The sequence below is a fragment of the Carboxylicivirga sp. M1479 genome, assembly GCF_007097485.1.
Classification (GTDB): Bacteria; Bacteroidota; Bacteroidia; order Bacteroidales; family Marinilabiliaceae; genus Carboxylicivirga.
The window spans coordinates 41,053-64,834 of sequence record NZ_VKDE01000027.1 but is presented as its reverse complement, the minus strand read 5'-3'; the positions used below and the strand labels follow the sequence as shown (position 1 = coordinate 64,834).

General features: G+C 38.2%; 18 protein-coding genes and 1 pseudogene. 13 read left to right on the top strand and 6 right to left on the bottom strand.

Annotated elements, in window-relative coordinates:
- Window positions 1–393: 393 nt before the first annotated feature.
- The 3 genes from FNN09_RS15740 to uvrA all read left to right on the top strand — a co-directional run bounded on the left by FNN09_RS15740 (window position 394) and on the right by uvrA (window position 5,906).
- Window positions 394–1,611 (top strand): DUF418 domain-containing protein, encoded by a 1,218-nt coding sequence (locus FNN09_RS15740; protein ID WP_143303334.1) that lies wholly within the window; start codon window positions 394–396, stop codon window positions 1,609–1,611.
- A gap of 261 nt (window positions 1,612–1,872) precedes the next feature.
- Window positions 1,873–2,856 carry a lytic transglycosylase domain-containing protein gene (locus FNN09_RS15735; RefSeq protein ID WP_143303333.1) on the top strand — a complete coding sequence of 328 codons (984 nt, stop codon included), beginning with the start codon at window positions 1,873–1,875 and terminating at the stop codon, window positions 2,854–2,856.
- A gap of 182 nt (window positions 2,857–3,038) precedes the next feature.
- A complete protein-coding gene (gene uvrA / locus FNN09_RS15730; RefSeq protein ID WP_143303332.1) occupies window positions 3,039–5,906 on the top strand; it encodes an excinuclease ABC subunit UvrA in 2,868 nt (955 codons plus the stop codon).
- Between the two features lie 99 nt (window positions 5,907–6,005).
- On the opposite strand, the gene FNN09_RS15725 is transcribed toward uvrA, so the two are convergent.
- Complete coding sequence (locus tag FNN09_RS15725; RefSeq protein ID WP_143303331.1) at window positions 6,006–8,195, bottom strand: S9 family peptidase; 2,190 nt, start codon at window positions 8,193–8,195, stop codon at window positions 6,006–6,008.
- 197 nt (window positions 8,196–8,392) lie between these two features.
- Between FNN09_RS15725 and thrS the strand changes: the two genes are divergently transcribed.
- The 5 genes from thrS to cdd all read left to right on the top strand — a co-directional run bounded on the left by thrS (window position 8,393) and on the right by cdd (window position 12,219).
- The gene (thrS, locus tag FNN09_RS15720; protein WP_143303330.1) at window positions 8,393–10,339 is read left to right on the top strand and encodes a threonine--tRNA ligase; all 1,947 of its coding nucleotides are present in this window, start codon (window positions 8,393–8,395) and stop codon (window positions 10,337–10,339) included.
- Between the two features lie 29 nt (window positions 10,340–10,368).
- A complete protein-coding gene (infC, locus tag FNN09_RS15715; protein ID WP_143303329.1) occupies window positions 10,369–10,932 on the top strand; it encodes a translation initiation factor IF-3 in 564 nt (187 codons plus the stop codon).
- Window positions 10,933–10,961: 29 nt separating this feature from the next.
- Entirely contained in the window at window positions 10,962–11,159 is a 198-nt protein-coding gene (rpmI, locus tag FNN09_RS15710) for a 50S ribosomal protein L35 (RefSeq protein WP_143303328.1), read from the top strand.
- A 105-nt stretch (window positions 11,160–11,264) separates the two neighbouring features.
- Window positions 11,265–11,615 carry a 50S ribosomal protein L20 gene (gene rplT / locus FNN09_RS15705; protein WP_143303327.1) on the top strand — a complete coding sequence of 117 codons (351 nt, stop codon included), beginning with the start codon at window positions 11,265–11,267 and terminating at the stop codon, window positions 11,613–11,615.
- A gap of 109 nt (window positions 11,616–11,724) precedes the next feature.
- Window positions 11,725–12,219 (top strand): cytidine deaminase, encoded by a 495-nt coding sequence (gene cdd, locus FNN09_RS15700; RefSeq protein WP_143303326.1) that lies wholly within the window; start codon window positions 11,725–11,727, stop codon window positions 12,217–12,219.
- 19 nt (window positions 12,220–12,238) lie between these two features.
- Here the strand turns inward: cdd and FNN09_RS15695 are convergent, their stop codons facing one another.
- Both FNN09_RS15695 and panB read right to left on the bottom strand, forming a co-directional pair.
- Window positions 12,239–12,928 carry an RluA family pseudouridine synthase gene (locus tag FNN09_RS15695; protein WP_143303325.1) on the bottom strand — a complete coding sequence of 230 codons (690 nt, stop codon included), beginning with the start codon at window positions 12,926–12,928 and terminating at the stop codon, window positions 12,239–12,241.
- Between the two features lie 41 nt (window positions 12,929–12,969).
- Window positions 12,970–13,788 (bottom strand): 3-methyl-2-oxobutanoate hydroxymethyltransferase, encoded by an 819-nt coding sequence (gene panB / locus FNN09_RS15690; RefSeq protein ID WP_143303324.1) that lies wholly within the window; start codon window positions 13,786–13,788, stop codon window positions 12,970–12,972.
- Window positions 13,789–14,308: 520 nt separating this feature from the next.
- Between panB and FNN09_RS21610 the strand changes: the two are divergent.
- Together FNN09_RS21610 and FNN09_RS21605 are read left to right on the top strand one after the other, a co-directional pair.
- Window positions 14,309–15,529, top strand: a pseudogene (locus FNN09_RS21610) (malic enzyme-like NAD(P)-binding protein); the annotation flags it as partial.
- A gap of 30 nt (window positions 15,530–15,559) precedes the next feature.
- Window positions 15,560–16,591, top strand: a complete 1,032-nt coding sequence (locus FNN09_RS21605) for a phosphate acyltransferase (RefSeq protein ID WP_370511665.1) — start codon at window positions 15,560–15,562, stop codon at window positions 16,589–16,591.
- Window positions 16,592–16,674: 83 nt separating this feature from the next.
- On the opposite strand, the gene FNN09_RS15680 is transcribed toward FNN09_RS21605, so the two are convergent.
- Together FNN09_RS15680 and FNN09_RS15675 are read right to left on the bottom strand one after the other, a co-directional pair.
- A complete protein-coding gene (locus FNN09_RS15680; protein ID WP_143303322.1) occupies window positions 16,675–17,838 on the bottom strand; it encodes an adenylate kinase in 1,164 nt (387 codons plus the stop codon).
- Between the two features lie 117 nt (window positions 17,839–17,955).
- On the bottom strand, window positions 17,956–18,576 hold the full coding sequence (locus FNN09_RS15675; RefSeq protein WP_143303321.1) for a hypothetical protein: 621 nt from the start codon (window positions 18,574–18,576) through the stop codon (window positions 17,956–17,958).
- Window positions 18,577–18,850: 274 nt separating this feature from the next.
- Here FNN09_RS15675 and FNN09_RS15670 point away from each other — a divergent pair, with 274 nt between their 5' ends.
- Entirely contained in the window at window positions 18,851–20,347 is a 1,497-nt protein-coding gene (locus tag FNN09_RS15670; RefSeq protein ID WP_143303320.1) for a glutamine synthetase family protein, read from the top strand.
- Window positions 20,348–20,545: 198 nt separating this feature from the next.
- Entirely contained in the window at window positions 20,546–21,022 is a 477-nt protein-coding gene (locus tag FNN09_RS15665; protein ID WP_143303319.1) for a YhcH/YjgK/YiaL family protein, read from the top strand.
- A 65-nt stretch (window positions 21,023–21,087) separates the two neighbouring features.
- On the opposite strand, the gene FNN09_RS15660 is transcribed toward FNN09_RS15665, so the two are convergent.
- Window positions 21,088–22,758: an alpha-amylase family glycosyl hydrolase gene (locus FNN09_RS15660; RefSeq protein ID WP_143303318.1), complete on the bottom strand. Its 1,671-nt coding sequence runs from the start codon at window positions 22,756–22,758 to the stop codon at window positions 21,088–21,090.
- A 254-nt stretch (window positions 22,759–23,012) separates the two neighbouring features.
- Between FNN09_RS15660 and FNN09_RS15655 the strand changes: the two genes are divergently transcribed.
- The gene (locus tag FNN09_RS15655) at window positions 23,013–23,747 is read left to right on the top strand and encodes an acyl-[acyl-carrier-protein] thioesterase (RefSeq protein ID WP_143303317.1); all 735 of its coding nucleotides are present in this window, start codon (window positions 23,013–23,015) and stop codon (window positions 23,745–23,747) included.
- Window positions 23,748–23,782: the final 35 nt, after the last annotated feature.

Genomic DNA, 23,782 nt, shown 5'->3' with positions numbered 1-23,782 from the left:
AAACTTAGATTTTATCTATCTGTTTATTAAAGTTAATGCAGCAGATGGAGCTTTTTGCCTAAGTTAAAAATCACGTTTGACTCCTAATTGGTTTTCTCATATTTAGGTATTCCACAAACTAACGATATGTTTATATTTTGTTTTTTATGTCACATGGAACTCGCCTAAATCAATCATGCTCCTGTGTGAGAAGTTATTCTCATGGCTCGACTCATTTATAAAATTATCGATAAATATAGTTGTTAAAATTGATAAAGATCCATATGTATTTTGACTACTTTTCTTCAACACATTACCTTGTTGCTGTAAGTATTTCAACCAATAGTTTAAAGATTAGCTATAATTATTAAAGATGATTATTTTCGTACCATACTTTGCACCATACCATACACCATGACCAAACAAACGTCTAACTCAGGCCCCAATACGAATCGCATTGTTCTACTTGATATTGTAAGAGGATTCGCTCTTATTGGTATTTTATACGCCAACTCTTTAAGTTGGAGCGGCATTAAGTTTGTCCCGTTCGAGATCATTAAATCGTTCGGAAATGTATCCGTAGACACTGAAATATACAGCTACCTCAAATTCTTTGTCGACACCAAGTTCTATACCATTTTCTCACTTTTATTTGGTATTGGTTTTAGCTTACAAATATCTCGAAACAAAGACAATCCTAAATTTCCAGCACTATATGCACGTCGCCTCACATGGTTATTAATAATTGGCATAGCCCACTCTCTAATTTGGTCGGGCGATATTTTAACCTTGTATGCTATTCTTGGTTTTTTCATGTTAGCATTAAAAAATATAAGTGTACAAAACAGCCTAAAATTGGGCATTGCCCTTTACTTCACGCCCCTTTTAATTGACATCGTTCATGTTTTGGCTTTTAAACAAGAAGTAAGCACTGTGGTTAAAACTGCCCTGAAAGTATACCCCGACCTAAGCCCTAATGAAGTAGTGGCAGGTTTTACCTCCATGGATTTTTGGACCGTTTTTAAAACCAATTTCCATAACGTACAATGGCGTTGGTACGATTTCATTCCATCGGGACGACCATTTAAGGTGCTGGGGCTTTTTCTTATAGGCAGCTACTTGTACGCTTCGGGCTATTTTACCACAACTATTTACAAAACGAAAGTGCTCATATCATTAATCCTTACAGGACTTGTATTTACTGGTTTAGCCATGAAAATACCGGGTAGCATTTCATCTTTTGCCAACTCATGGACCGATTGGTTTCACAAACTGGTACATGAAGTTGGACAGTTAAGCATGGCACTATCCTACTTTTCAATACTTGCCTTTTTAGTAAAGCGATTCAGCAATTTCTTTTTATGGAATTTCCTTAAGGCCTACGGTCAAATGTCATTGAGCTCATACATAGGTCATACTCTATTAAGCATCTTCATATTTTATCCTATTATTGGCTTCGGATTATTTGGAAAACTAAGCCTTGAAAACGTTTATTATGTAGCAACAGGCATTTTATTGATTCAACTATTGTTTAGTATGCTTTGGTTTAGTTGGTTTAAGTTTGGCCCAATTGAGTGGGCATGGCGATGCCTTACCTATAAAAAGTACTTTCCACTTCGAAAACAAGATTAATCTCGAAATAGGGTTTAGTAACTTTAGCTAGAGGATCAGAATTCAACACGAAGGAATTCATTAAGATAAACTATTTAATGGGTTTTGTAATTTTTAATGCCATTAAGCAAACATTTTTCATTTGCTGGCGTAGTATCAACACCCACCACATTCAGAATAAATTCGACAGTGTTAATAACTAATGCGGCACGTTTTTTGGTTTGTTTGGCCTAAAAATTATTTTTGGTGTCCGTTGAAAAAAGATTGATAAAGAGAGAGACTATGAAGGCGAATTTTTACACGAAACTATTATCACTATCAGCTGCTGTTATTGCAGTCATATTAATATCACAACTATTTATTCATTCGGCTGAACCCAACAAGCAACCGGAAGTAGAAATAGTTAAACAGCCCACCTATGCCATTTCATCTCTTGACATACCAAATAACATTAATTTTGCTGGCGAAAAAGCACCTATTCAGCGCTACGATGTAAAAGAGAGCTTTGATCGCGAATTATTGGTTAATACCTACTGGCAATCGCAAACCATCTTGTTTATCAAACGAGCCAATCGTTATTTTCCGATTATTGAACCAATTTTAAAAGAACAAGGCGTACCCGACGATTTCAAATACCTATCAATAATAGAAAGTAGCTTTATGCCACGTGCCAAATCTCCTGCTGGTGCTGTTGGACTGTGGCAGTTTATGAGGGCAACTGCCCGCGAATACGGCTTAGAGGTTACCAAAGAAGTTGATGAGCGTTATCATATCGAAAAATCAACCCTTGCAGCCTGTAAGTACCTGAAAAAAATGCATGCTCATTATGATAGTTGGACATTGGCAGCTGCTGCTTATAACGCAGGCCGTTCGGGTGTTAACAGACAATTAGATCGACAAAAAACTGACAGCTATTACGATTTACTTTTAGGCGAAGAAACAGGTCGCTACGTTTATCGTATATTGGCTATTAAAGAGATATTGACAAATGCTGAGCACTACGGTTTCTTTGTGAAAAACGAAGATGTCTATCCACACATCAACACCATTGACTTTGAGCTAAAAACAGGCATTAAAGATTTTGCAGTTTTTGCACAACAGTACGGCATTACCTATAAAGAATTAAAAAACTTGAATCCATGGCTACGTGAAGCCTACATTACTAACTCATCGAAAAAGAGTTACACACTTAAATTGCCTGAAGCCTCTAAAAAATACTTAAACAATCCTCTTAAAGTAGTGCCAGACAGTACCCAAGTAAAATAGCAAGGCGTAGGTTCGCGCACTTTCAAAAATATAAGCAAATCGCATCTTAAATGGTAAACTATTTAGGGTGCGATTTTTTTTGTAGGTAATAATCCCAAAAGCACTAAGACACTTTTCACATTCAGCCATTTTACAGTTATCAGCATTCGAACTAATAACTATCTTTGCATGTTCTTAAGTTGATGAAAGTGAAAGATACAGCGATACCAGCCATTGAGCAAATAGACGAAACTGAAAAGATTGAAGTTTACGGAGCCCGTGTTCATAACCTCCAAAACATTGACGTAAGCATACCTCGGAATAAGCTGGTGGTTGTTACAGGACTAAGTGGAAGTGGTAAATCGTCCTTTGCCTTTGATACAATTTATGCCGAAGGTCAGCGCCGATATATTGAAACATTTTCAGCCTATGCCCGACAGTTTTTGGGCAATATGGAACGTCCTGATGTGGATAAAATAACAGGCCTTAGTCCCGTTATTTCCATTGAGCAAAAAACCACTGGTAAGAACCCACGCTCAACAGTTGGTACCATCACTGAAATTTACGATTTCCTGCGCCTATTCTATGCTCGTGCAGGCGAGGCATTCTCCTATAAAACAGGAGAAAAAATGATTAAATACACCGATGATCAGATACTAGACTTAATACTTGAGCAGTTTAAGGGTAGGAAAGTATACATTGCTGCCCCCTTGGTTAAAGGTCGTAAGGGACATTACAAAGAGCTTTTTGAGCAAATCAGAAAAAAAGGCTTCCTCCATGTGCGCATTGATGGCGAAATACAGGAGGTAGTGCATGGCATGAAAGTCGATCGCTACAAGACCCACTTTATTGAAATGGTAATTGATCGCGTGGCAGTATCGGACAAAGACATCAAACGCCTGAAAGAAAGTATTCGCCTGGCTATGCAACATGGCAAAGGCATTATGATGCTTATTGACAAAGAGAGTAATGAACAGCGCTTTTATAGCCGCCTATTAATGTGCCCTAGCAGTGGACTGTCGTACGACGAACCTGCGCCCCACTCTTTTTCTTTTAACTCGCCCCAAGGTGCTTGTCCTAAATGCAAAGGCTTGGGTCGAATTGATGAAGTTGATTTTGACAAAATAGTGCCCAATGTTAACGATAGCATTAAAAAGGGAGGCATCGCCCCACTGGGTAAATACAAAAACAACCTTATCTTTTGGCAGATAGAAGCCATTGCCGACAAATACAATTTTACAATTAATACGGCCATTAAAAACATCCCTGAGGAAGCGCTGGATATTATTTTACACGGATCAAGCGAACCTCTTACTCTTAAGAACACACCTTTGGGTGGCACCTCAAATTACTACTTAAGCTTCGAAGGCGTTATCAAATACATTCTTGATCAACAAGATAATGACACTTCGATGAAAGCGCGAAAGTGGGCGAACCAGTTTATTAAAAACGATACCTGTGCCGAATGTCAAGGACAACGCTTAAACAAAGAGGCTCTTCACTTTAAAATTGATGATAAAAACATTGCTGAGCTGGCCGAAATGGACCTGGGTTTACTACATGAGTGGTTCCAAGGGCTTGAAGAGCGTTTAAGCAAAAAACAAAAGACAATTGGTTACGAGGTTTTAAAAGAAATCCGCAACCGTTTGGGCTTTTTAATCAATGTAGGACTTGAGTACTTATCACTCAACCGTAGCGCTATGACTCTTTCAGGAGGAGAAAGTCAGCGCATTAGGCTAGCGACTCAAATAGGCTCACAACTGGTTAATGTACTCTACATTTTAGATGAACCCAGCATTGGACTGCACCAACGCGATAACCACCGTCTTATTAATTCACTATGCCAATTGCGCGATACTGGTAACAGCGTTTTGGTAGTTGAACACGATCATGACATGATGATGGCTGCCGACTATGTGGTGGATATGGGACCACACGCAGGCCGTCATGGTGGCGAAGTAGTTGCCCATGGCACCCCACAGCAAATATTGGATAGCAACTCATTAACGGCACACTATTTAACGGGTAAAAAACAAATTGCACTGCCATCAGAGCGTAGAGAGGGGAATGGCAAAACCATTACAATTAAAGGAGCAACAGGCAATAACCTACAAGCAGTTAATGTTGACTTTCCATTGGGAAAACTCATATGTGTTTCGGGTGTTTCGGGTAGCGGCAAGTCTACTTTAGTTAACGAAACCCTCTACCCTATTTTAAATCAACACATTTACAAATCGGTTAAAGATCCACTGCCGTTTAAATCGGTAGATGGCTTGGAGCACATCGATAAGGTGGTTGATGTAGACCAAAAGCCATTGGGCAGAACACCTCGCTCGAATCCAGCAACTTATACCAAAATATTTGATGAGATAAGAAAGCTATTTGCCGAACTGCCCGAATCAAAAATACGCGCATATAAACCTGGTCGTTTCTCTTTTAATGTGGCTGGTGGCAGATGTGAAACCTGCAAAGGCGGAGGCGTGCAGATAATTGAAATGAACTTTTTACCCGATGTAATGGTCGAATGCCCCGACTGTGGTGGTCGCAGGTATAACCGCGAAACTTGCGAGGTGCGTTACAAAGGTAAATCAATAAGCGATGTGTTGGATATGACCATTAACCAATCGGTCGAATTCTTTCAGCACATTCCTAAGTTATCTAAAATACTAAAAACCCTTCAAGATGTAGGTCTGGGGTACATTACACTTGGCCAACCATCAACTACCTTGTCGGGTGGCGAAAGTCAACGCGTAAAATTAGCAGCCGAGTTGGCCAAACGCGATACAGGCAAAACAGTGTACATATTAGATGAGCCAACTACAGGGCTTCATTTTGAAGACATACGGGTATTGCTGGATGTATTACACCGATTAGTAGCCAAAGGCAATACGGTTATTGTAATTGAGCACAACATGGATGTTATTAAAGTATCCGATCATGTAATTGACATAGGCCCTGATGGCGGTCGTTTTGGCGGACAGCTCATATGCTCTGGAACCCCAGAAAAGGTAGCAAAAAGCAAAAAAAGCCATACAGCTAAATACCTAAAAGAAGAATTAAAGAAGCTATAAAGCTTCATCACAAAAAAAGGATGGCATCTTCATTTACGCATTGTAAACAAAGATGCCATCCTGATATTATAGAAAGGCTTTTACTAGCCTTTAACAAGATTATAGATTACGGAAAATATAATCGGCTTTCATGCGATACAAGTGATTGCGCACATTTCCACCGTAAATGCTGTGATTACGATTTGGATAGGCAAACATATCAAATTGTTTTCCTGCCTGCACCAAGCGATCAACATACTCCATCACATTCTGAAAGTGAACGTTATCATCTGCCGTTCCATGAATAAGAAATAAGCGACCACTCAAATTATCAACATGGTTGATAGGACTATTATCATCGTAGCCTTTTTGGTTCTCCTGTGGCTTACGCATATAACGCTCAGTATAAACCGAATCGTAATAACGCCAGTTAGTAACTGGAGCAACAGCAATACCTATTTTAAAAACATCTGATTTACTCAAACATAAGGAAGACATAAAGCCACCATAGCTCCATCCCCATATTCCAATTCTTGAGGCATCCACATAGTCCAGCGAACCTAAATATTTGGCAGCTTCAATCTGATCATCCGATTCGTACTTACCTAATTTTCTATAGGTGCACTTTCTAAATTCTTCTCCTCTAGCTCCAGTACCACGCGGATCAACACAAGCCACCATATAGCCTTCAGCTGCCAGGTATTGCTCCCATCCGTGCCCCCATCGGTCTAGCACTTGCTGAGAGTTTGGACCACTATATTGAGTCATCAGCACTGGATATTGTTTGCTGGCATCAAAATTCAATGGTTTTACCATCCATCCATTTAACTCAACACCTTCACTGGTTTTAAAAGAAAAGAATTCTTTTGGACTAATCTCAAACTCAGCAACACGCTCCTTCAAACTCTTATTATCTTCCAAAACGCGGATCTGCTTCCCTTTACCATCGTGCAATGTAACCAAGGTAGGCGTAGTTGTATTGGATAAATAATTAATGTAATATTTAAACCCCTTACTAAAAGAGGCCCTGTTCGTACCATCAACACTTGTAAAGTTCATGGTCTTTTTACCATCATTACGTATGGCATATACCTCACGCTGCGTTGGCGACTTTACAGCAGCCTGGTAATAAAACATGCGCGTTTTTGCATTGTACCCAAGATAATCAGTAACATCCCACTCTCCTTGTGTAATCTGGCGTACTTTGCGTCCCGCCATAGAATACAAGTAAATATGGTTGTATCCATCCATTTCACCAACGTATACAAAATGCTTCCCATCTTCTAAAAATTGCAAATTATCCAATACATCTTGTTCAATGTAACGCTCATTCCTATCGGTAAACACCGTATTACAAACACCTGAATTGGTATTGGCGATCATCAATTGTAAATAGTTCTGATGACGGTTTAGTTTTATAATACCCAGCTTTCCACCTTCCTGAGTAAAGCGTACACGCGGAATATAGATATCTGTCTCTTCCCCAATTTCCATCGCTTTGGTGGTACGATTCTTAATATTGAATACATGTACAGTCACCACCGAATTATCCTGACCTGCTTTTGGATACTTGAACTTATATTGACCAGGGTATAAACTATTTTCTTCGTTATTAGGGTGAGATGCCTGATAAACTGGAAAAGCAAATTCCTTTACCTGAGACTCATCAAAGCGAATAAAAGCAATTTCTTTGCTATCTGGCGACCAATCGTAGGCTTTATTAAAACCAAACTCCTCCTCGTACACCCAGTCAGGCATACCATTAATTATCTTATTATACTCACCATCTTCCGTTATGGCACTTTCTGTTCCAAACTTCAATTTAGATAAGTGCAAATCGTTATCGCGAACAAAAGCAACCATTTCTCCATTCGGGGAGAATGATGCGATTTGCTGCTTCCCACCCTCCGACAATGGTTTTAACTCCTTATACTGGATATCGTAAACGAAATAATCAGCTTTAAACGAGTGTCGGTAAATATATTCGGCATTGGTATAAATTAACAGTTTGCTTTCGCCACCATTAAATTCATACCCTTCAATGCGTTTTACCTCGCAATCATCACCCTGATCATCCAGGTTAAAAACCACTTCAACCTGTTTACCTGTGGCATACTGATATTTAACAATTCGCTTTCCTTCTTCTAAAGTCGTGTAATGGATGCCATCACCCATTGAGCGAAGCCCTCGAACAGACTTAGCCCCAAAAGTGCCTTTCGCTGTTATGTCCTCTAACGAAACAGTTTGCTTTTGTGCAAACACTACAATCGACATCAATGCTAATGTCAAAAAAACGCTTAAATGCTTCATTTGTAATTTATTTATGTAATAACACTATTTCTAATTAACTAAGAGTCAAAGCTAATAAATAACACAAGTATAAAACAATGGAATTTGACAGCATTTTGGAATAATTATGAAAATAAAACAAAAAAAGAGGCTTCCACCCCTAGCTTTAAAGGGTTTTAGTTATCTTTGCATGTTTTTAAAATCTAAGCGATAGAAGCATGATAAATATTACCTTTCCAGACCAGAGTGTCAGAGAGTTTGAAGCAGGCGTAACGGGTTTAGAAATTGCGCAAAGCATTAGTCACCGTTTGGCTAAAGAAGTTTTATCAATTACGGTAAATGATACCCTAATGGATTTAACGCGCCCAATAACCAATGATGCCAGCATTAAGCTACACAAATGGGAAGATGAAGAGGGTAAGCACGCATTTTGGCATTCATCAGCTCACTTGATGGCCGAAGCGATTGAAGCGTTATACCCAGGCACTAAATTTGGCATTGGACCAACCATTGAAAATGGTTTTTATTACGATATAGATACAGGCGATACAATTATTAAAGATTCTGATTTAACTAAAATTGAAAAGAAATTCAAAGATTTAGCAAGTCAAAAACTAGCGTATACACGTAGCGAAGTATCAAAAGCCGAAGCACTAGATTATTTCACTCAAAAAAATGATGATTATAAGCTAGAGCTTATTAGTGAACTTGAAGATGGCACCATTTCCTTTTATAAACAAGGAAACTTTACCGACTTATGTCGCGGACCTCACTTGCCTTCAACAGCACCAATAAAAGCAATTAAACTATTAAGTATAGCAGGTGCTTATTGGAGAGGCGACGAAACGCGCAAGCAGCTGACTCGTATCTATGCTATTTCATTCCCAAAAGCAAAAATGCTTGAGGAACACATGCATTTATTAGAGGAAGCCCAAAAGCGTGACCACCGTAAAATTGGTAAAGAGCTGGAGCTATTCGCTTTTTCACAGAAAGTAGGCCAAGGACTACCATTATGGCTTCCAAAAGGAGCTAAATTACGTGAGCGCCTTGAGAACTTCCTTAAGCGCGTTCAAATGAAATATGGTTACGAACCAGTAATCACACCTCATATTGGCAACAAAGAACTTTACGTTACGTCTGGTCACTATGCCAAATATGGTAAAGATTCTTTCCAACCGATCAACACACCTGCTGAGGGAGAAGAGTTCTTACTTAAGCCGATGAATTGCCCGCACCACTGCGAAATTTACAAGGTTAAACCTCGTTCTTATAAAGATCTTCCTATTCGCTTTGCTGAGTTCGGTACCGTATACAGATACGAGCAGAGTGGCGAATTGCATGGATTAACAAGGGTACGTGGTTTTACACAAGATGATGCCCACTTATTCTGTCGCCCAGACCAATTAAAGGATGAGTTCAAAAAAGTAATTGACATTATATTATACATCTTTAAGGCTCTTGACTTTAAAGACTATGTTACTCAGGTTTCACTACGCGACCAAAACGACCATTCGAAATACATTGGTAGCGAAGATAACTGGGACAAAGCTGAACAAGCAATTATTGAGGCTTGTGAAGAAAAAGGCATGAACACCATTGTTGAGTATGGCGAAGCTGCATTCTACGGCCCTAAGCTAGACTTTATGGTTAAAGATGCCCTTGGTCGTAAATGGCAACTTGGAACCATACAGGTTGACTACAACTTGCCTGAACGCTTTGAATTGGAGTATATCGGTAGCGATAACCAAAAGCACCGACCAGTAATGATCCACCGCGCACCATTCGGAAGTATGGAGCGTTTTGTAGCCGTTCTTATCGAACATACTGCAGGTAAATTTCCATTGTGGTTAACGCCTGAACAAGTGGTAATTTTACCTATCAGCGAAAAATATAATGATTACGCTCAAAAAGTTTTTAATTTCCTAAATAATTCCGATATTCGTGCCGTTCTAGACGACCGTAACGAGAAAATAGGTAAGAAGATAAGGGACAACGAGTTAAAGCGTATTCCATACCTGTTAATTGTAGGAGAAAAGGAAGCTGAAGAAGGGAAAGTTGCCGTTCGAAAGCAAGGAGATGGTGATAAAGGAACAATGTTACAGCAAGATTTTGTTGATTTTATAAATCAGGAAGTTGAAAAAATGCTTTCTGAAATCGAACAATAAGTATTAATTAATCAAAGGAGGGTTTAACTATAGCTAGACCAAACAGAAGGCAGGTACGCCCAGTCAAACAGGAGCCTGCTCACAGAATTAATAGGAATATTAGGGTTCCACAGGTAAGATTGGTTGGAGATAACATCGAAAATCCAGGTGTTTACCCAACTATGGAAGCCATTAAATTTGCTGATGATTTGGACTTAGACTTGGTGGAGATTTCGCCAAACGCTGATCCGCCTGTGTGTAAAATCACTGATTATCAGAAATTTCTTTACCAGCAAAAGCGCAAGCAAAAAGAGCTTAAGCAAAAAGCGGTTAAAGTGGTTGTGAAAGAAATTCGTTTCGGACCCAACACTGATGACCATGATTATAAATTTAAATTAAAACATGCTGAGAAATTCCTTGGTGAGGGTGCAAAAGTAAAAGCCTTTGTATTCTTTAAAGGTCGTTCTATTTTGTTTAAAGATAAAGGTGAAATCTTATTATTACGTTTCGCTCAGGATCTTGAAGAAATCGGAAAAGTAGAGCAGCTGCCTAAATTGGAGGGTAAACGTATGACTATGTTTATTGCACCAAAGGCAAGTGCTAAAAACAAATAGCATTTTTTATAACTAAATATATAGGAATAATGCCAAAAATGAAGACAAATTCCAGTGCTAAAAAGCGTTTTACAATCACTGGAAGCGGAAAAATCAAGAGGAAGCATGCCTTCAAAAGTCACATCTTAACTAAGAAGACTAAGAAGCAGAAGAGAAATTTGACATATGCTGGCACTGTTCACAAAGCTGATGAATCAAACATCAAGCTATTGTTAACAATGAAGTAGACTAATTTCTCACGAAGAGAGAAAGATTTTTTTATTAAAAAACCAGAGTGAATTAGCTGCAAAGATTCCCGAAGGGGGCGCTAACCATTCTAAAATGATTTTAAAATGCCAAGATCAGTAAATCATGTAGCGTCAAGAGAGAGACGCAGAAAGCTTTTAAAGCAAACCAAAGGTTACTTTGGACGTAGAAAAAACGTATGGACTGTTGCTAAAAACGCATACGAAAAAGGTTTATCTTACGCTTACCGCGATAGAAAAAAGAAAAAGAGCAACTTCAGAGCATTATGGATTCAGCGTATTAACGCAGCAGCTCGCATCGAAGGTGTATCGTACAGTAAGTTAATGGGTATGTTACACGCTCAAAACATTGAAATCAACCGTAAAGTTCTTGCTGACTTAGCAATGAACCACCCGGAAGCTTTCAAAGCAATCGTAAAAAAAGCGACTAACGCTTAATTTATTAAGCTTGCTAAAATACAAAGGAGACCAAATGGTCTCCTTTTTTCGTTTATAGTCGATTCTGCTAATTACAATTTTACTATCTTACCTATCTGATGAAAGAATTATGAAAAACACGACCATATCCATTCAGATAGAAGTTTACGATAAGCAAAGTGAACTTACCAATAATGAACAAAAGCTACTAACAGCAGCAAGCGAAGCATGCCAAAAAGCCTATGCTCCCTATTCAGAATTTAAGGTTGGTGCAGCAGCTCTTTTGGACAATGGCGAAATTATAAGTGGTAGCAATCAGGAAAATGCCGCTTATCCATCTGGTTTATGTGCAGAACGAGTGACTTTGTTCTATGCCAATGCTCAGTACCCCAACACTGCAGTTGTTTCAATGGCCATCATAGCGATGAATAAAAATGGGGTTATTGAAACCCCTGTGGCACCCTGTGGCGCTTGTCGTCAGGTAATGCTCCAAACCGAGCTAAGGTTTAAAAAGGCTTACGACATTCTATTAGTAGGAAACTCAAGTATACAAAAAATAAAAAGCAGCAAAGATTTGCTGCCTCTATCATTTATTGGAGAAGGGTTATTAAAGGGTAAAAAGTAACTAATACCCCTTTTCCCTATTAGTTATTTACATTCCTGAACTCTTTCCATAAATTATCGCTCTCAGGTGTTGAAGCAATAATTGTGATGGGTTCTTTTTTAACAGGATGTTCAAATTCAATTTTCCTTGCGTGCAATGAGATACTACCATCCTTATTCGAACGAGGAAATCCATACTTTAAATCCCCCTTTATAGAGCAGCCAATTTTAGCCAACTGACAACGTATTTGATGGTGGCGTCCTGTTTCCAAATCAACCTCAAGCATATAATAATTCTTCAAGCCCGAAACCAATCGGTAATTCAGAATTGCTTCCTTGCTTCCATGGCGCGGCTTTGGAAAAGCATAAGCTTTATTCTTTTCTGAATTTTTAAGTATGTGATGCACCAAACGACCACTATCTTCTTTAGGTAACTCTCCTACTATTGCCCAATAAGTTTTTTTGATTGTCTTTTCCTGAAACATCTTATTCAATCGACTTAAAGCCTTACTGGTACGAGCAAACAATACAACTCCACTAACCGGCCTATCCAAGCGATGCACAACACCTAGAAAAACATCACCAGGCTTATTGTACTTCTTCTTGATATAAGCTTTTACTCGATCGCTCAGGGTTTCATCTCCAGTTTTATCACCTTGCACAATATCGGATGACAACTTATTGATCGCAATAATATGGTTATCCTCGTATAATATATCTAATTTCTTCATCTTCTATTTATTAGAGCCCTACACTCTCTCGTCAAATTTATTTAGTATTGCTCTCTTTCATTCGGAAATTCTAAGCCTTTCACATCATCAATATAGTTACCTACAGCACCACTGATCTCAGCGAATAAATTATGATAGCGTCTTAAAAAACGAGGCGAAAACTCTTGGTTAATCCCTAACATATCATGTAAAACCAAAACTTGGCCGTCAACTTGATTACCTGCTCCAATACCTATAATTGGTATCTTCACTTCTTTAGCTACCTGACCAGCCAATGTTGCCGGAATTTTCTCCAACACAATGCCAAAACAACCTGCTTCTTCCAACAAATGAGCATCTTCAATTAGCTTCTTAGCCTCTTCATCCTGCTTAGCTCGTACAGTATAGGTACCAAATTTATGGATACTTTGTGGCGTTAAACCCAAATGCCCCATTACAGGTATACCAGCGGACAATATTCTTTCAACCGATTCTAATATCTCACGCCCACCTTCCAACTTAACAGCATCAGCAGCCGTCTCTTTCATAATACGAATAGCTGAGGTCAATGCTTCCTTTGAGTTTCCCTGATAGGTTCCAAAAGGCATATCCACAACAACCAACGATCGATGCACTGCCCTAACAACCGAAGCTCCATGATATATCATCTGATCTAAAGTTATTGGCAAAGTGGTTTCCCAACCTGCCATAACATTTGATGCAGAATCACCGACTAAAATAACATCCACACCAGCACTATCAACAATTTTTGCCAGTGAATAATCGTAAGCTGTAAGCATGGCGATCTTTTCGTCACGCATTTTCATCTCACTCAATACATGAGTAGTAACTTTCTTGCGTCTTTCCTGTGCAACTGACATAGTTAACTTTGTTTTTACTCCAATGGAGAATTATATTTTATAAGCTAGCAACTTATTGTTGCTTACATTATTTATAAACGATAGCCCGCAAAGTTAATAATTTGTTACGACCCAATGGCTATTTTTCTTTAGCCAAAATAAACATTGTAGTCATTTGAATAATAATCCATTATTACATTTTACATATATCAATTCAATTGCGTAAATTTAATACCACTAAAGGAGCAAACTTCGCATACCAATTAACACATAATAGCCTAATATTTAAAGACTAATAAATAATAGTACAATTACCAAATGACCTTTTAATTTGATTCGCACCAAAACACTGATTGAAACATTAAATATTTACACAATAACTCACAAATGATGTAAACATTTAGCTGTACATCTATTTCAAAAGATAAAAACATCCTTTTATTGTGTATAGATGAGAAATGTTAGGTCTTTTGGTGGATATTTATCAATATCTACTAGTTAAAAAATGATCACATTTGCGTAAATTTAAATTAGCCATAAGATGTCAACAACCAAACAAGATGCATTACAGTATCATGAGAATGGAAGGCCAGGGAAAATAGAAGTTATCCCTACCAAACCATACAGTTCTCAATTAGATCTATCTCTAGCATACTCACCAGGAGTAGCCGAACCATGTAAAGAGATTGAGAAAAATCCAGATGACGCCTACCGCTACACTGCCAAAGGTAATTTGGTGGGTGTAATATCTAATGGAACAGCTGTTTTAGGCCTTGGAGACATTGGTGCCCTAGCAGGCAAACCCGTAATGGAAGGAAAAGGCTTGCTATTTAAGGTTTTTGCCGATGTTGATGTATTTGACATTGAGGTAGACGAAAAAAATGTTGATGACATGGTTAAAGTTGTAAAAGCCATAGCACCAACATTTGGAGGTATTAACCTGGAGGATTTAAAGGCGCCCGAATGCTTTGAGATTGAAACTCGCCTACAAAAAGAGTTAGACATCCCTGTTTTTCATGATGATCAACATGGTACTGCCATAATTTCTGCTGCAGGCCTACTTAACGCTGTTGAAGTAGCAGGCAAAAAATTAGAAGACATTAAAGTTGTGGTAAATGGAGCTGGTGCTTCAGCCATCATGTGCTCTAAACTATACATTAGCCTTGGCGTTCAACAAAAAAACGTTTGGATGTTGGACAGCAAGGGCCTGATGACAACACACAGAAATGATTTAAACAAATACAAAATAGAATTTGCTCAGGACAGTACGCTTTCGACTCTTAGCGAGGTGATTGAAGGAGCTGATATGTTTTTAGGGCTTTCAAAAGGTAACATATTAAGTAAGCAAATGGTTAAAAGCATGGCAATCAAGCCAATTGTTTTTGCACTTGCCAATCCCGTACCCGAAATAGCTTATGAAGATGCGATATCTGCTAGACCCGATATTATTGTTGCCACCGGGCGTTCTGACTACCCTAACCAGGTGAATAACGTACTTGGCTTTCCATTTATTTTTAGAGGCGCTTTGGACGTTAGAGCCAAAGCCATTAATGAAGAAATGAAAAAGGCAGCAGTATATGCCTTAGCCGAATTAGCAAAAAAGGATGTGCCCGACCAGGTTAACTCAGCCTATAAAAGTCAGAATTTAATTTTTGGTAAAGAATACATTATTCCTAAACCCCTTGATCCACGACTCATTACCGAAGTAGCTCCAGCAGTAGCCAAAGCAGCGATGGCATCAGGCGTGGCCAGATTAGACATTGTCAATTGGGAACAATACAAAGTCGATTTAATGAAACGAATGGGCATTTACAACAAGCTTGTTCGTGACATTAGAACAAGAGCCAAGTCTGATAAAAAACGCATTATTTTCTCTGATGCCGATAATTTTAAAGTACTGAAAGCTGTTGAAGTTGTACGTTCGCAAAAGATAGCAGATCCTATTTTACTAGGCGATACAGCCAAAATTAAGGCCATTGCTTCGGAAAACAATCTCAATATTTCAGATCTCCAGATTATTGACAACAAAGCACCTGAACAGGCTGAAAAACGTGTAGAATATGCTGATTTACTCTACCAAAAGCGCCAACGAAAAGGCCTAAACATTGAAGAAGCCAGATACCAAATGCTAGATCGTAATTACTTTGGCATTATGATGGTTGAGGCAGGCGAAGCAGATGGATTTATTGGAGGTTTTTCAAACAAGTATGCCGACACAATACGACCAGCACTGCAAATCGCAGGCACCAACAATACCCTTAACCATATTGCTGGCATGTACATTGTTATGACCAAAAAGGGGCCCTATTTCTTTGCAGATACAACGGTCAATTACCAACCTTCGGGTCGCACATTAGCTGACACTACTTTACTAACCATAAACGAAGTAAAAAAGTACAATATCGATCCTGTTGTTGCTATGGTGTCTTATTCTAATTTCGGATCAACAAAAAATGGCAGCCCGAAGCGCGTAAGAAGTGCTGTTGAGTATTTGCACGAAAACTACCCCGATTTAGTTGTGGATGGCGAAATGCAAGCTAATTATGCCTTTAATGCAGAATTAAGAAGCAAGCGCTTTCCATTTTCAAAATTAGGCAACAAAGAGGTTAACACAGTAATTTTCCCAAGTCTTAGCTCGGGTAACATAGCCTACAAGATGATGCACGAACTAGGTCAGGTTGAAATTATTGGCCCTATATTACTTGGCATTAGAAAACCAATACACGTATTACAGCAACAATGCTCGGTTCGCGAAATTGTTGACATGGCAGCTATTACGGTTGTTGATGCGCAAACTAAAAAAGATAAAATTATAGAATTGTAGACATTGTACTAAAGCTTAAATGCCCATTAAAACGATAGAATGTTTTAATGGGCATTTTTATACTATTGCGATGTAGCTTGTTTTTAAACCTTAAAACTACTTTCTATCTCACAAGACACCTGCGCCATAACCTCTTCAAAACAAACCGAGCCATTTACCTTGGCCACATCATGAATCTCACGGTATTTATCAATCACGGGAACTGTTTTATCCTGGTGCTCCTGAAGACGCTTTACAATTTTCTCTGTACTGGTATCGTAAGGCATGCAAGCATCTGTTTTACTCCGATTATCCAAACGCCTAATCAACTCTAAGGTATCAACCTGTAGGTCTATAATTTTATTTATAATTGCATCGTGTTTTTGCAAAATACCATCTAATATATAAGACTGCACTAAAGTACGCGGATAGCCTTTAAAAATAAAACCTTTCGCTTTTTTCGATTGCTCTATCTTCTTCTCGATTAATTGAATCACCATTTCATCGGGAACTAACTGGCCGTTTTCATATAATTTCTTTGCTTTCATCCCCAATGGCGTTTCTTTACTAATCTCTTCATCAATCATATCTCCAGTAGAAACAAACTCAAGTTGGTATTTTTCAGCAATTGCTCTTCCCAAAGAACCTCTTCCCGAACCTGGCGAACCAAATAATACAATATTCACCTGTTTCTTTTCTAATACCTTATTAACTGTTTTTTTAATTTCAGAAGTAACTTTTTTTATCTTTTGAACGCCATTAACAGCAACATACGTGCCTTGCTCCTTGTAAAAATCAAGTACCGGTTTTGTCTTTTCATCATACTCGCGCAAGCGATTACGAATTACCTCTTCATTATCATCCAAACGACCAGAAGTTTCTCCTCTCAAAAGCAAACGATTGACCGATTCTTCTTCAGGAACCTCTATGCTAATCAACAGATCTAACTTGGTTCTTAACTTTATCATTAAGCCCTCTAAAATATATGCCTGCACATAAGTACGCGGAAATCCATCAAACAAAAAGCCATTGGCATCTGGGTTATTCTTTATTGTCTTCTCAATAATCTGAACAATTATTTCGTCAGACACCAATCCTCCTTGCGCAATAATACTTTTTGCCTGCATACCTAACTTAGTTTCTGCAGCCAGTTCCTGACGAAGAATATCTCCTGTTGAAATGTAAAATAGATTGTACTTTTTAATTAGGAATTCAGATTGAGTGCCTTTACCAGCACCTGGGGGTCCAAAAAGAGCAATGTTTAGCATAGCACAAAAATTAGGATGTACGTGATTATAATTGAGACACTTGAATATATCAATTATTGATGAAACGGACAAATTATTTCGGAGAGTGCACAATAGCAATTCAATACATTGCTCCTGCTAAAATCGATTGTAGGGGTTACGAGGATGGATCATAGGAGAGAAACCAGAAGTTGGCGTATTAATTGAAGGGTATTTACTGATACCAAACGATACCTCAGCACTAAAATATTCAGTAAATCGATACCCAACAAAAGTTGATGCTCCGTAATTATTAAAACCTTGCAAACTTGACTGTGAACTTTCGGGCATGTTCGTATTCAAAAAGAAGGACGCTCCCGCATATAAGCGACTAGTTAGCATGTAGGTGGCCTGAGTATACAAGCCAAATTGCAACATATTATCATCAAACTTAAGCTTAGTGGCATCCATGTGGCCATATGCAGGTATATTATAATAATTAGTTCTGCTTATAAATGGCATCACATCTACTTGAAATCTTGAAAATGGCATTACCGACCATTGGGGAGCAACATAGGTATTAAACCCATACATCCCATCAAAATCGCTAAAAGCACTTAAACCTACTTGCACATGGAAATCAGCAATTCGACTTGTATCCATAGCAAGTCCGTTATTGTCTATTGAAGACACAACTATCGGATCAATCAACTCCTTATCCTGAGCCATTGATGAAAATATCGTCAATAATAAAGCACAAATTAGAATACCAGTCCGCATATCGAGCATTATTTATGAGCCTGTAAACATACAAAAATCAATCCATCTTCTTTAATTACAATACTCATTTCACACATTGAGTAATCAATCCCTACTATTACTCACGCTACCCTGCTATTTTTAAATTTTTGTTAGTTATTTTTTAATTTCTCACTCTCACACCCCGTTTCAATGCTTTAAAACATGTTCAATTTTTACAAATACTGACATTCATCATCAAAAACACACAATACTATTACAATCTTGCACACATCAATTCATTAATAGTACAACCATGAACTTATCATTATCATTAAATCCGAATCCTCTTGTAAGATTTCTTCAGAAAAAATCATCTGAATTTACTAAAGAGGACATCATAAAATACATGGAAGCAAACGAAATACAAATGCTCAACTTCAGATATGTTGCTGAAGATGGACGTTTAAAGAGTTTAAATTTCGTTGTTTCAGGCAGAGAACATTTAGATGCAATTCTTTCTGCAGGCGAACGAGTAGACGGATCTAGTCTTTTTTCATTTATGGAAGCAGGTAGTAGTGACTTATATGTTGTACCTCGCTATCGCACTGCATTTTTAAACCCATTCTCCGAAAACCCATCAATTGAAATCCTTTGTTCATTCTACGATCACAAAGGACAGGCATTGGAATCTGCACCTGAAAACATTCTGAGAAAAGCGCACAACAACTTTATGGCCAACACAGGCATGAGCATGAAGTTTTTAGGCGAATTGGAATACTATGTCAATAGCGAACGTCGCAGCATTTTCCCTGGCTCTGACCAAAAAGGATACCACGAATCAGAACCATTTGCCAAATTTGAAGGCATGCGCAAAGAAGCTCTTAAGCTAATTGCCCAGTGTGGTGGACAGATAAAATATGGACATGCCGAAGTTGGCACTTTTACAGCCGGAAATGAAGCATACGAACAACACGAAATAGAGTTTTTACCGACAGATCCTGAATTTGCAGCGGATCAAATGCTTTTAGCCAAATGGGTATTACGCATGCTTGCCGAAAAACTTGATGTAGAAATAAGTTTTGCGCCAAAAATTACGGTTGGAAAAGCTGGCAGTGGCTTACACTTTCACATGCTAGTTGAAAAAGATGGCAAAAACATTATGCTTAACGACAGTAAGTTAAGCGACGTTGCCAAAAGAGTAATTGCTGGCATATTAGATGTAGCAGATGCCTTAACTGCTTTCGGCAATACCATTCCTACTTCATACCTACGCCTTGTACCCCACCAAGAAGCCCCTACTAATATTTGCTGGGGCGACCGTAACCGCTCAGCCTTGGTTCGTGTACCTTTAGGTTGGACTGGCGGAGTGGAAAACATGATTTTCGATGCCAACCCTAACGTAGAAGTTAATCCTGCAAGCACCGATAGCAAGCAAACTGTAGAGTTTCGAGCTCCAGATGGCTCTGCCAATATTCATTTAACAATAGCCGGGCTTATAACTGCAGCAGGCCATGGACTAATGATGGATGACAGCTTGGAACGCGCGGAAAAACTTTATGTAAGCGGTAATATTTTTGACAAAATGCCCGAAGGTGGCTTGGAACAACTTCCAACCTCATGCTATGAATCTGGCATTTGCCTTGACAACAAACGTGCAATTTTTGAACAAAACAACATATTTCCTGAGCGCGTAATTACCCATACCATTAACAAACTTAAAGCCTTTGAAGATAAAGACTTGAGCGAACGTCTTTATGGTAAAAATGAAGCCATTAGAGAATTGGTTATGGAGTTTATTCATTGTCAATAAATCCTATAAATAAAAGGAACTCAAACCAAATTATTTTATATACTCCACGTCTATTGCTTTTAGACGATTAAGCTTTGAATTTGCACAACTAAACCTGCTAGGGTCGGATAATAATTATCCGGCCCTTAGCCTTTTATATAAGCCAATCAATAGTAAAGAAAATACCTTATATTTGAAGTTACCTTAAAATATTTAGCAATGGCAATAATTGGCACTTTATCAACTATAAAAGATCAAGCAAACAACACTCTATTTCAGAAAGCAATCAATTATCTTTCAACTACTGATCTCGATTCTATATTTGAGAAAGTGAGCACCAACAAAACGGTTGAGGTTGAAATAGACGGAAGAGATAGCTTTGCAATTTTTCAAACATACGAAACCAAGCCCATTGCAGAAGCGAACATGGAAGGTCATAAAAAGTACATTGACATTCAATACATCCACAGTGGCGTTGAACAGATACTAGTGGCTCCTAATAGTCGAATTATAAAGGAAGGTGAATACGATAAAGATAAAGACCTCCATTTTTCAAAAGTGGCAGATTATTCAAACTTTAGGATGAATACTGGAATGGCTTGTATCTTATACCCCGAAGACCTGCATGCTCCATGCATTAGTATTGATGCGCCTACAAAAGTTGAGAAGATAGTTATTAAAGTTGCCATCAAATAACAAGCATTAAAAAGGGTGATAGAAATTAAATCCATCACCCTGCATATTATAAGACCAGGCCGCGATTAAGAGCCTAGGAGCACAATTTCAAAATCAGTATCAAGCTCTACTTTTCCATTCTTAACTTCCACTTTAGTTCCTGAATAATAGTCTTTCAGAACTTCCCCACCTTTAAAAACACCCTTTACATCTACTGTCTTCACCCCATTATCCAAATCAAGTCCCACAATCACTTGATCGTTATAATCAGATGATTTATAAGTCCGTTTAAAATAATAAGGTTCAGCACTCAATTGCAAATGAACACCTGCTCCCACAGCTGGATGAGCAGCTCTAAATTGCCCTAGCTTCTGCCAATGACTTAGAATACCTTGTACTGCAACTCCATTAATATCACTATTAGCTTCCAGCTCATCCCAATTCATAAATGAACGCAAAGTGGCATCACCAACCGTACCTTCTATATCAAGACTACGCCCCGTTTCATCTCCGTAATACACCTGCGAAGAACCAGGACACAATAACAACTTTGTTCCTGCCTCAATCGTTTTGGTTCGCTGCTTATCAAATGGACCACCATCGTCGTGCGAAGATGCATAGTTAATAACACTATATCCTTTTAAAGGTCCGTTCAGAGCATCACTATATTTTGAAAATATTTCTTCGTAAGATTTTGTTGCATCGTACTTAAATTCAAAATTGATCAAACTTTGCATACCGTTGGCAAAATAGTCAACTTTCTTGTCACCAAAATCGAACCAACGTCCACCACTAACACCATAGTTATACACCTCTCCTACCATAAAAAATGGATTATCATCAACCACTAAATCAGGGTTCACTGCTTTCCATTCCTCAAAAGCCTTGGATGCTTCTTTCCACAAATCAGCCCATACCGATGCTTCTGTATGCTTCACTGTATCTAAGCGAAAGGCATCAACCCCGTATTTTCGTATATAATCGGTTAACCACTTTATAATATAGTATCGCGGTGTACGCGGATATCCTGTTGCGATGAAAAAAGCATCTAACTCATCCATCTCCTTTTCTAAGCGTCCCTCATCAGCCCATTTCTCCAACAAAGCCTTTGGCAATTCTACTTCCTCTGTTTTTTCAGTTAAAATATCTGGTAAATTCTTCACTAAGGTGCAAGTTACCGTTGATTCATACCCTTCATAGGTGCACTGCGGCTCTGTTCGAGCCCACTCATCTCCCCAAAATGGATCCATATCAGTTACCGGCCCGGTATGATTTATTACCACATCCATAACAATACGGATACCATGTTTATGAGCCGTTTGTACAAGTTCACTCAACTCTTCTTCAGAACCAAAATTAGGCTCTAAGGCCGTCCAATCACGCGTCCAATAGCCATGAAATCCATACGTACTTCCGGTCCCCTCATCCACTGAACCATGAATTTGCTCCACTACCGGACTAAACCAAATAGCATTAATTCCTAAATCAGTAAAATAACCCTCTTTTATTTTTTCAGTTATTCCCTTAATATCACCTCCCATAAAACCACGTAACTTACCTGATTTTTTGGTACGGTTAAAATTCACATCATTATTGGCATTTCCGTTATTAAAACGGTCGGTCAATAAAAAATAAACGTTAGCATTCTCCCATATAAATGGAACATCTGGTTTTGTATCTACTTTTTCGCTTTGCTTAACAGCGCAAGCAGAAAGCAGCAATACCATAAATATTAAAAGTGGAAATGAGTTTTTCATAAACGTAACAATTAGTTTGTATGTAAAAGTAAGAAAGGCTTTTAAGAAAGACACATTTAATTAAACAAAACAACACAACCACACTACCACAAATCATTAATATAAAGATAATTAAAGCACAATACACCTTAATAAACTATCATTTATATACGTTCCGAAAAGGTTTGCAGAAACTATAAATTCACACGTTTCTACGCGAAATAATTTAAGAAAACCATATTTTTGATTCTTATTTGACTTTTAATGCCTTGCAAATGGATACTCAACTTCAACTTAAGACAAAATTTAAAGTAAGCTCGGCGGACACGGATATGTTTGCCAGACTAAAAATAAGCGCATTAGCAAACTACCTGATCCAAGCCGCCATTGAGTCGGCCGAAAGCCTAGGGTTTGGATTAAGTCATTTAAGAAAGGATCATTTATTTTGGGTTTTAAACCGCCTAACCATTGAAGTGTATCACCACCCAAAGTGGAACGACACTATTGAAGTTGAAACATGGCCCAAGAGTATTGAACGTATCTTTTTTATGCGCGATTTTATTGTACGCGATAAGAACAACAGAATCATCGCCAAAGCTAATTCTGCATGGCTAGCCATTGATTTGGAAAGCAAACGCCCAAGCACTTTTAGTGCCGACAAAGCAAAGTATTTTACCAAATTAAAAGAATTATACGCTTTGGATTATTCACCCTTAAAACTAGATGCTTCTGATGGTCAGGCAATAAAGACCATTGCTCCAACGTATTTTGACATTGACTTAAATAAACATGTTACCTCAACCAGATACATTGATTGGATGATGGATCATTTTTCTTTTGAACACCACAAAAACAACTACCCCAAACATTTGTCAATTAACTTTTTAAAGGAAACAATGCTAAGCGATGAGCTTTTGCTTTGTCATAAAGATATATCTAATGAGCATTATTTCGAAGGCCTTAACAAACAACAAAACAAACCAGCCTTTAGGGGTAAAATCATTTTTTAAACTAGTCTAACCATCCTAAAAAAAATAAGCTAGCA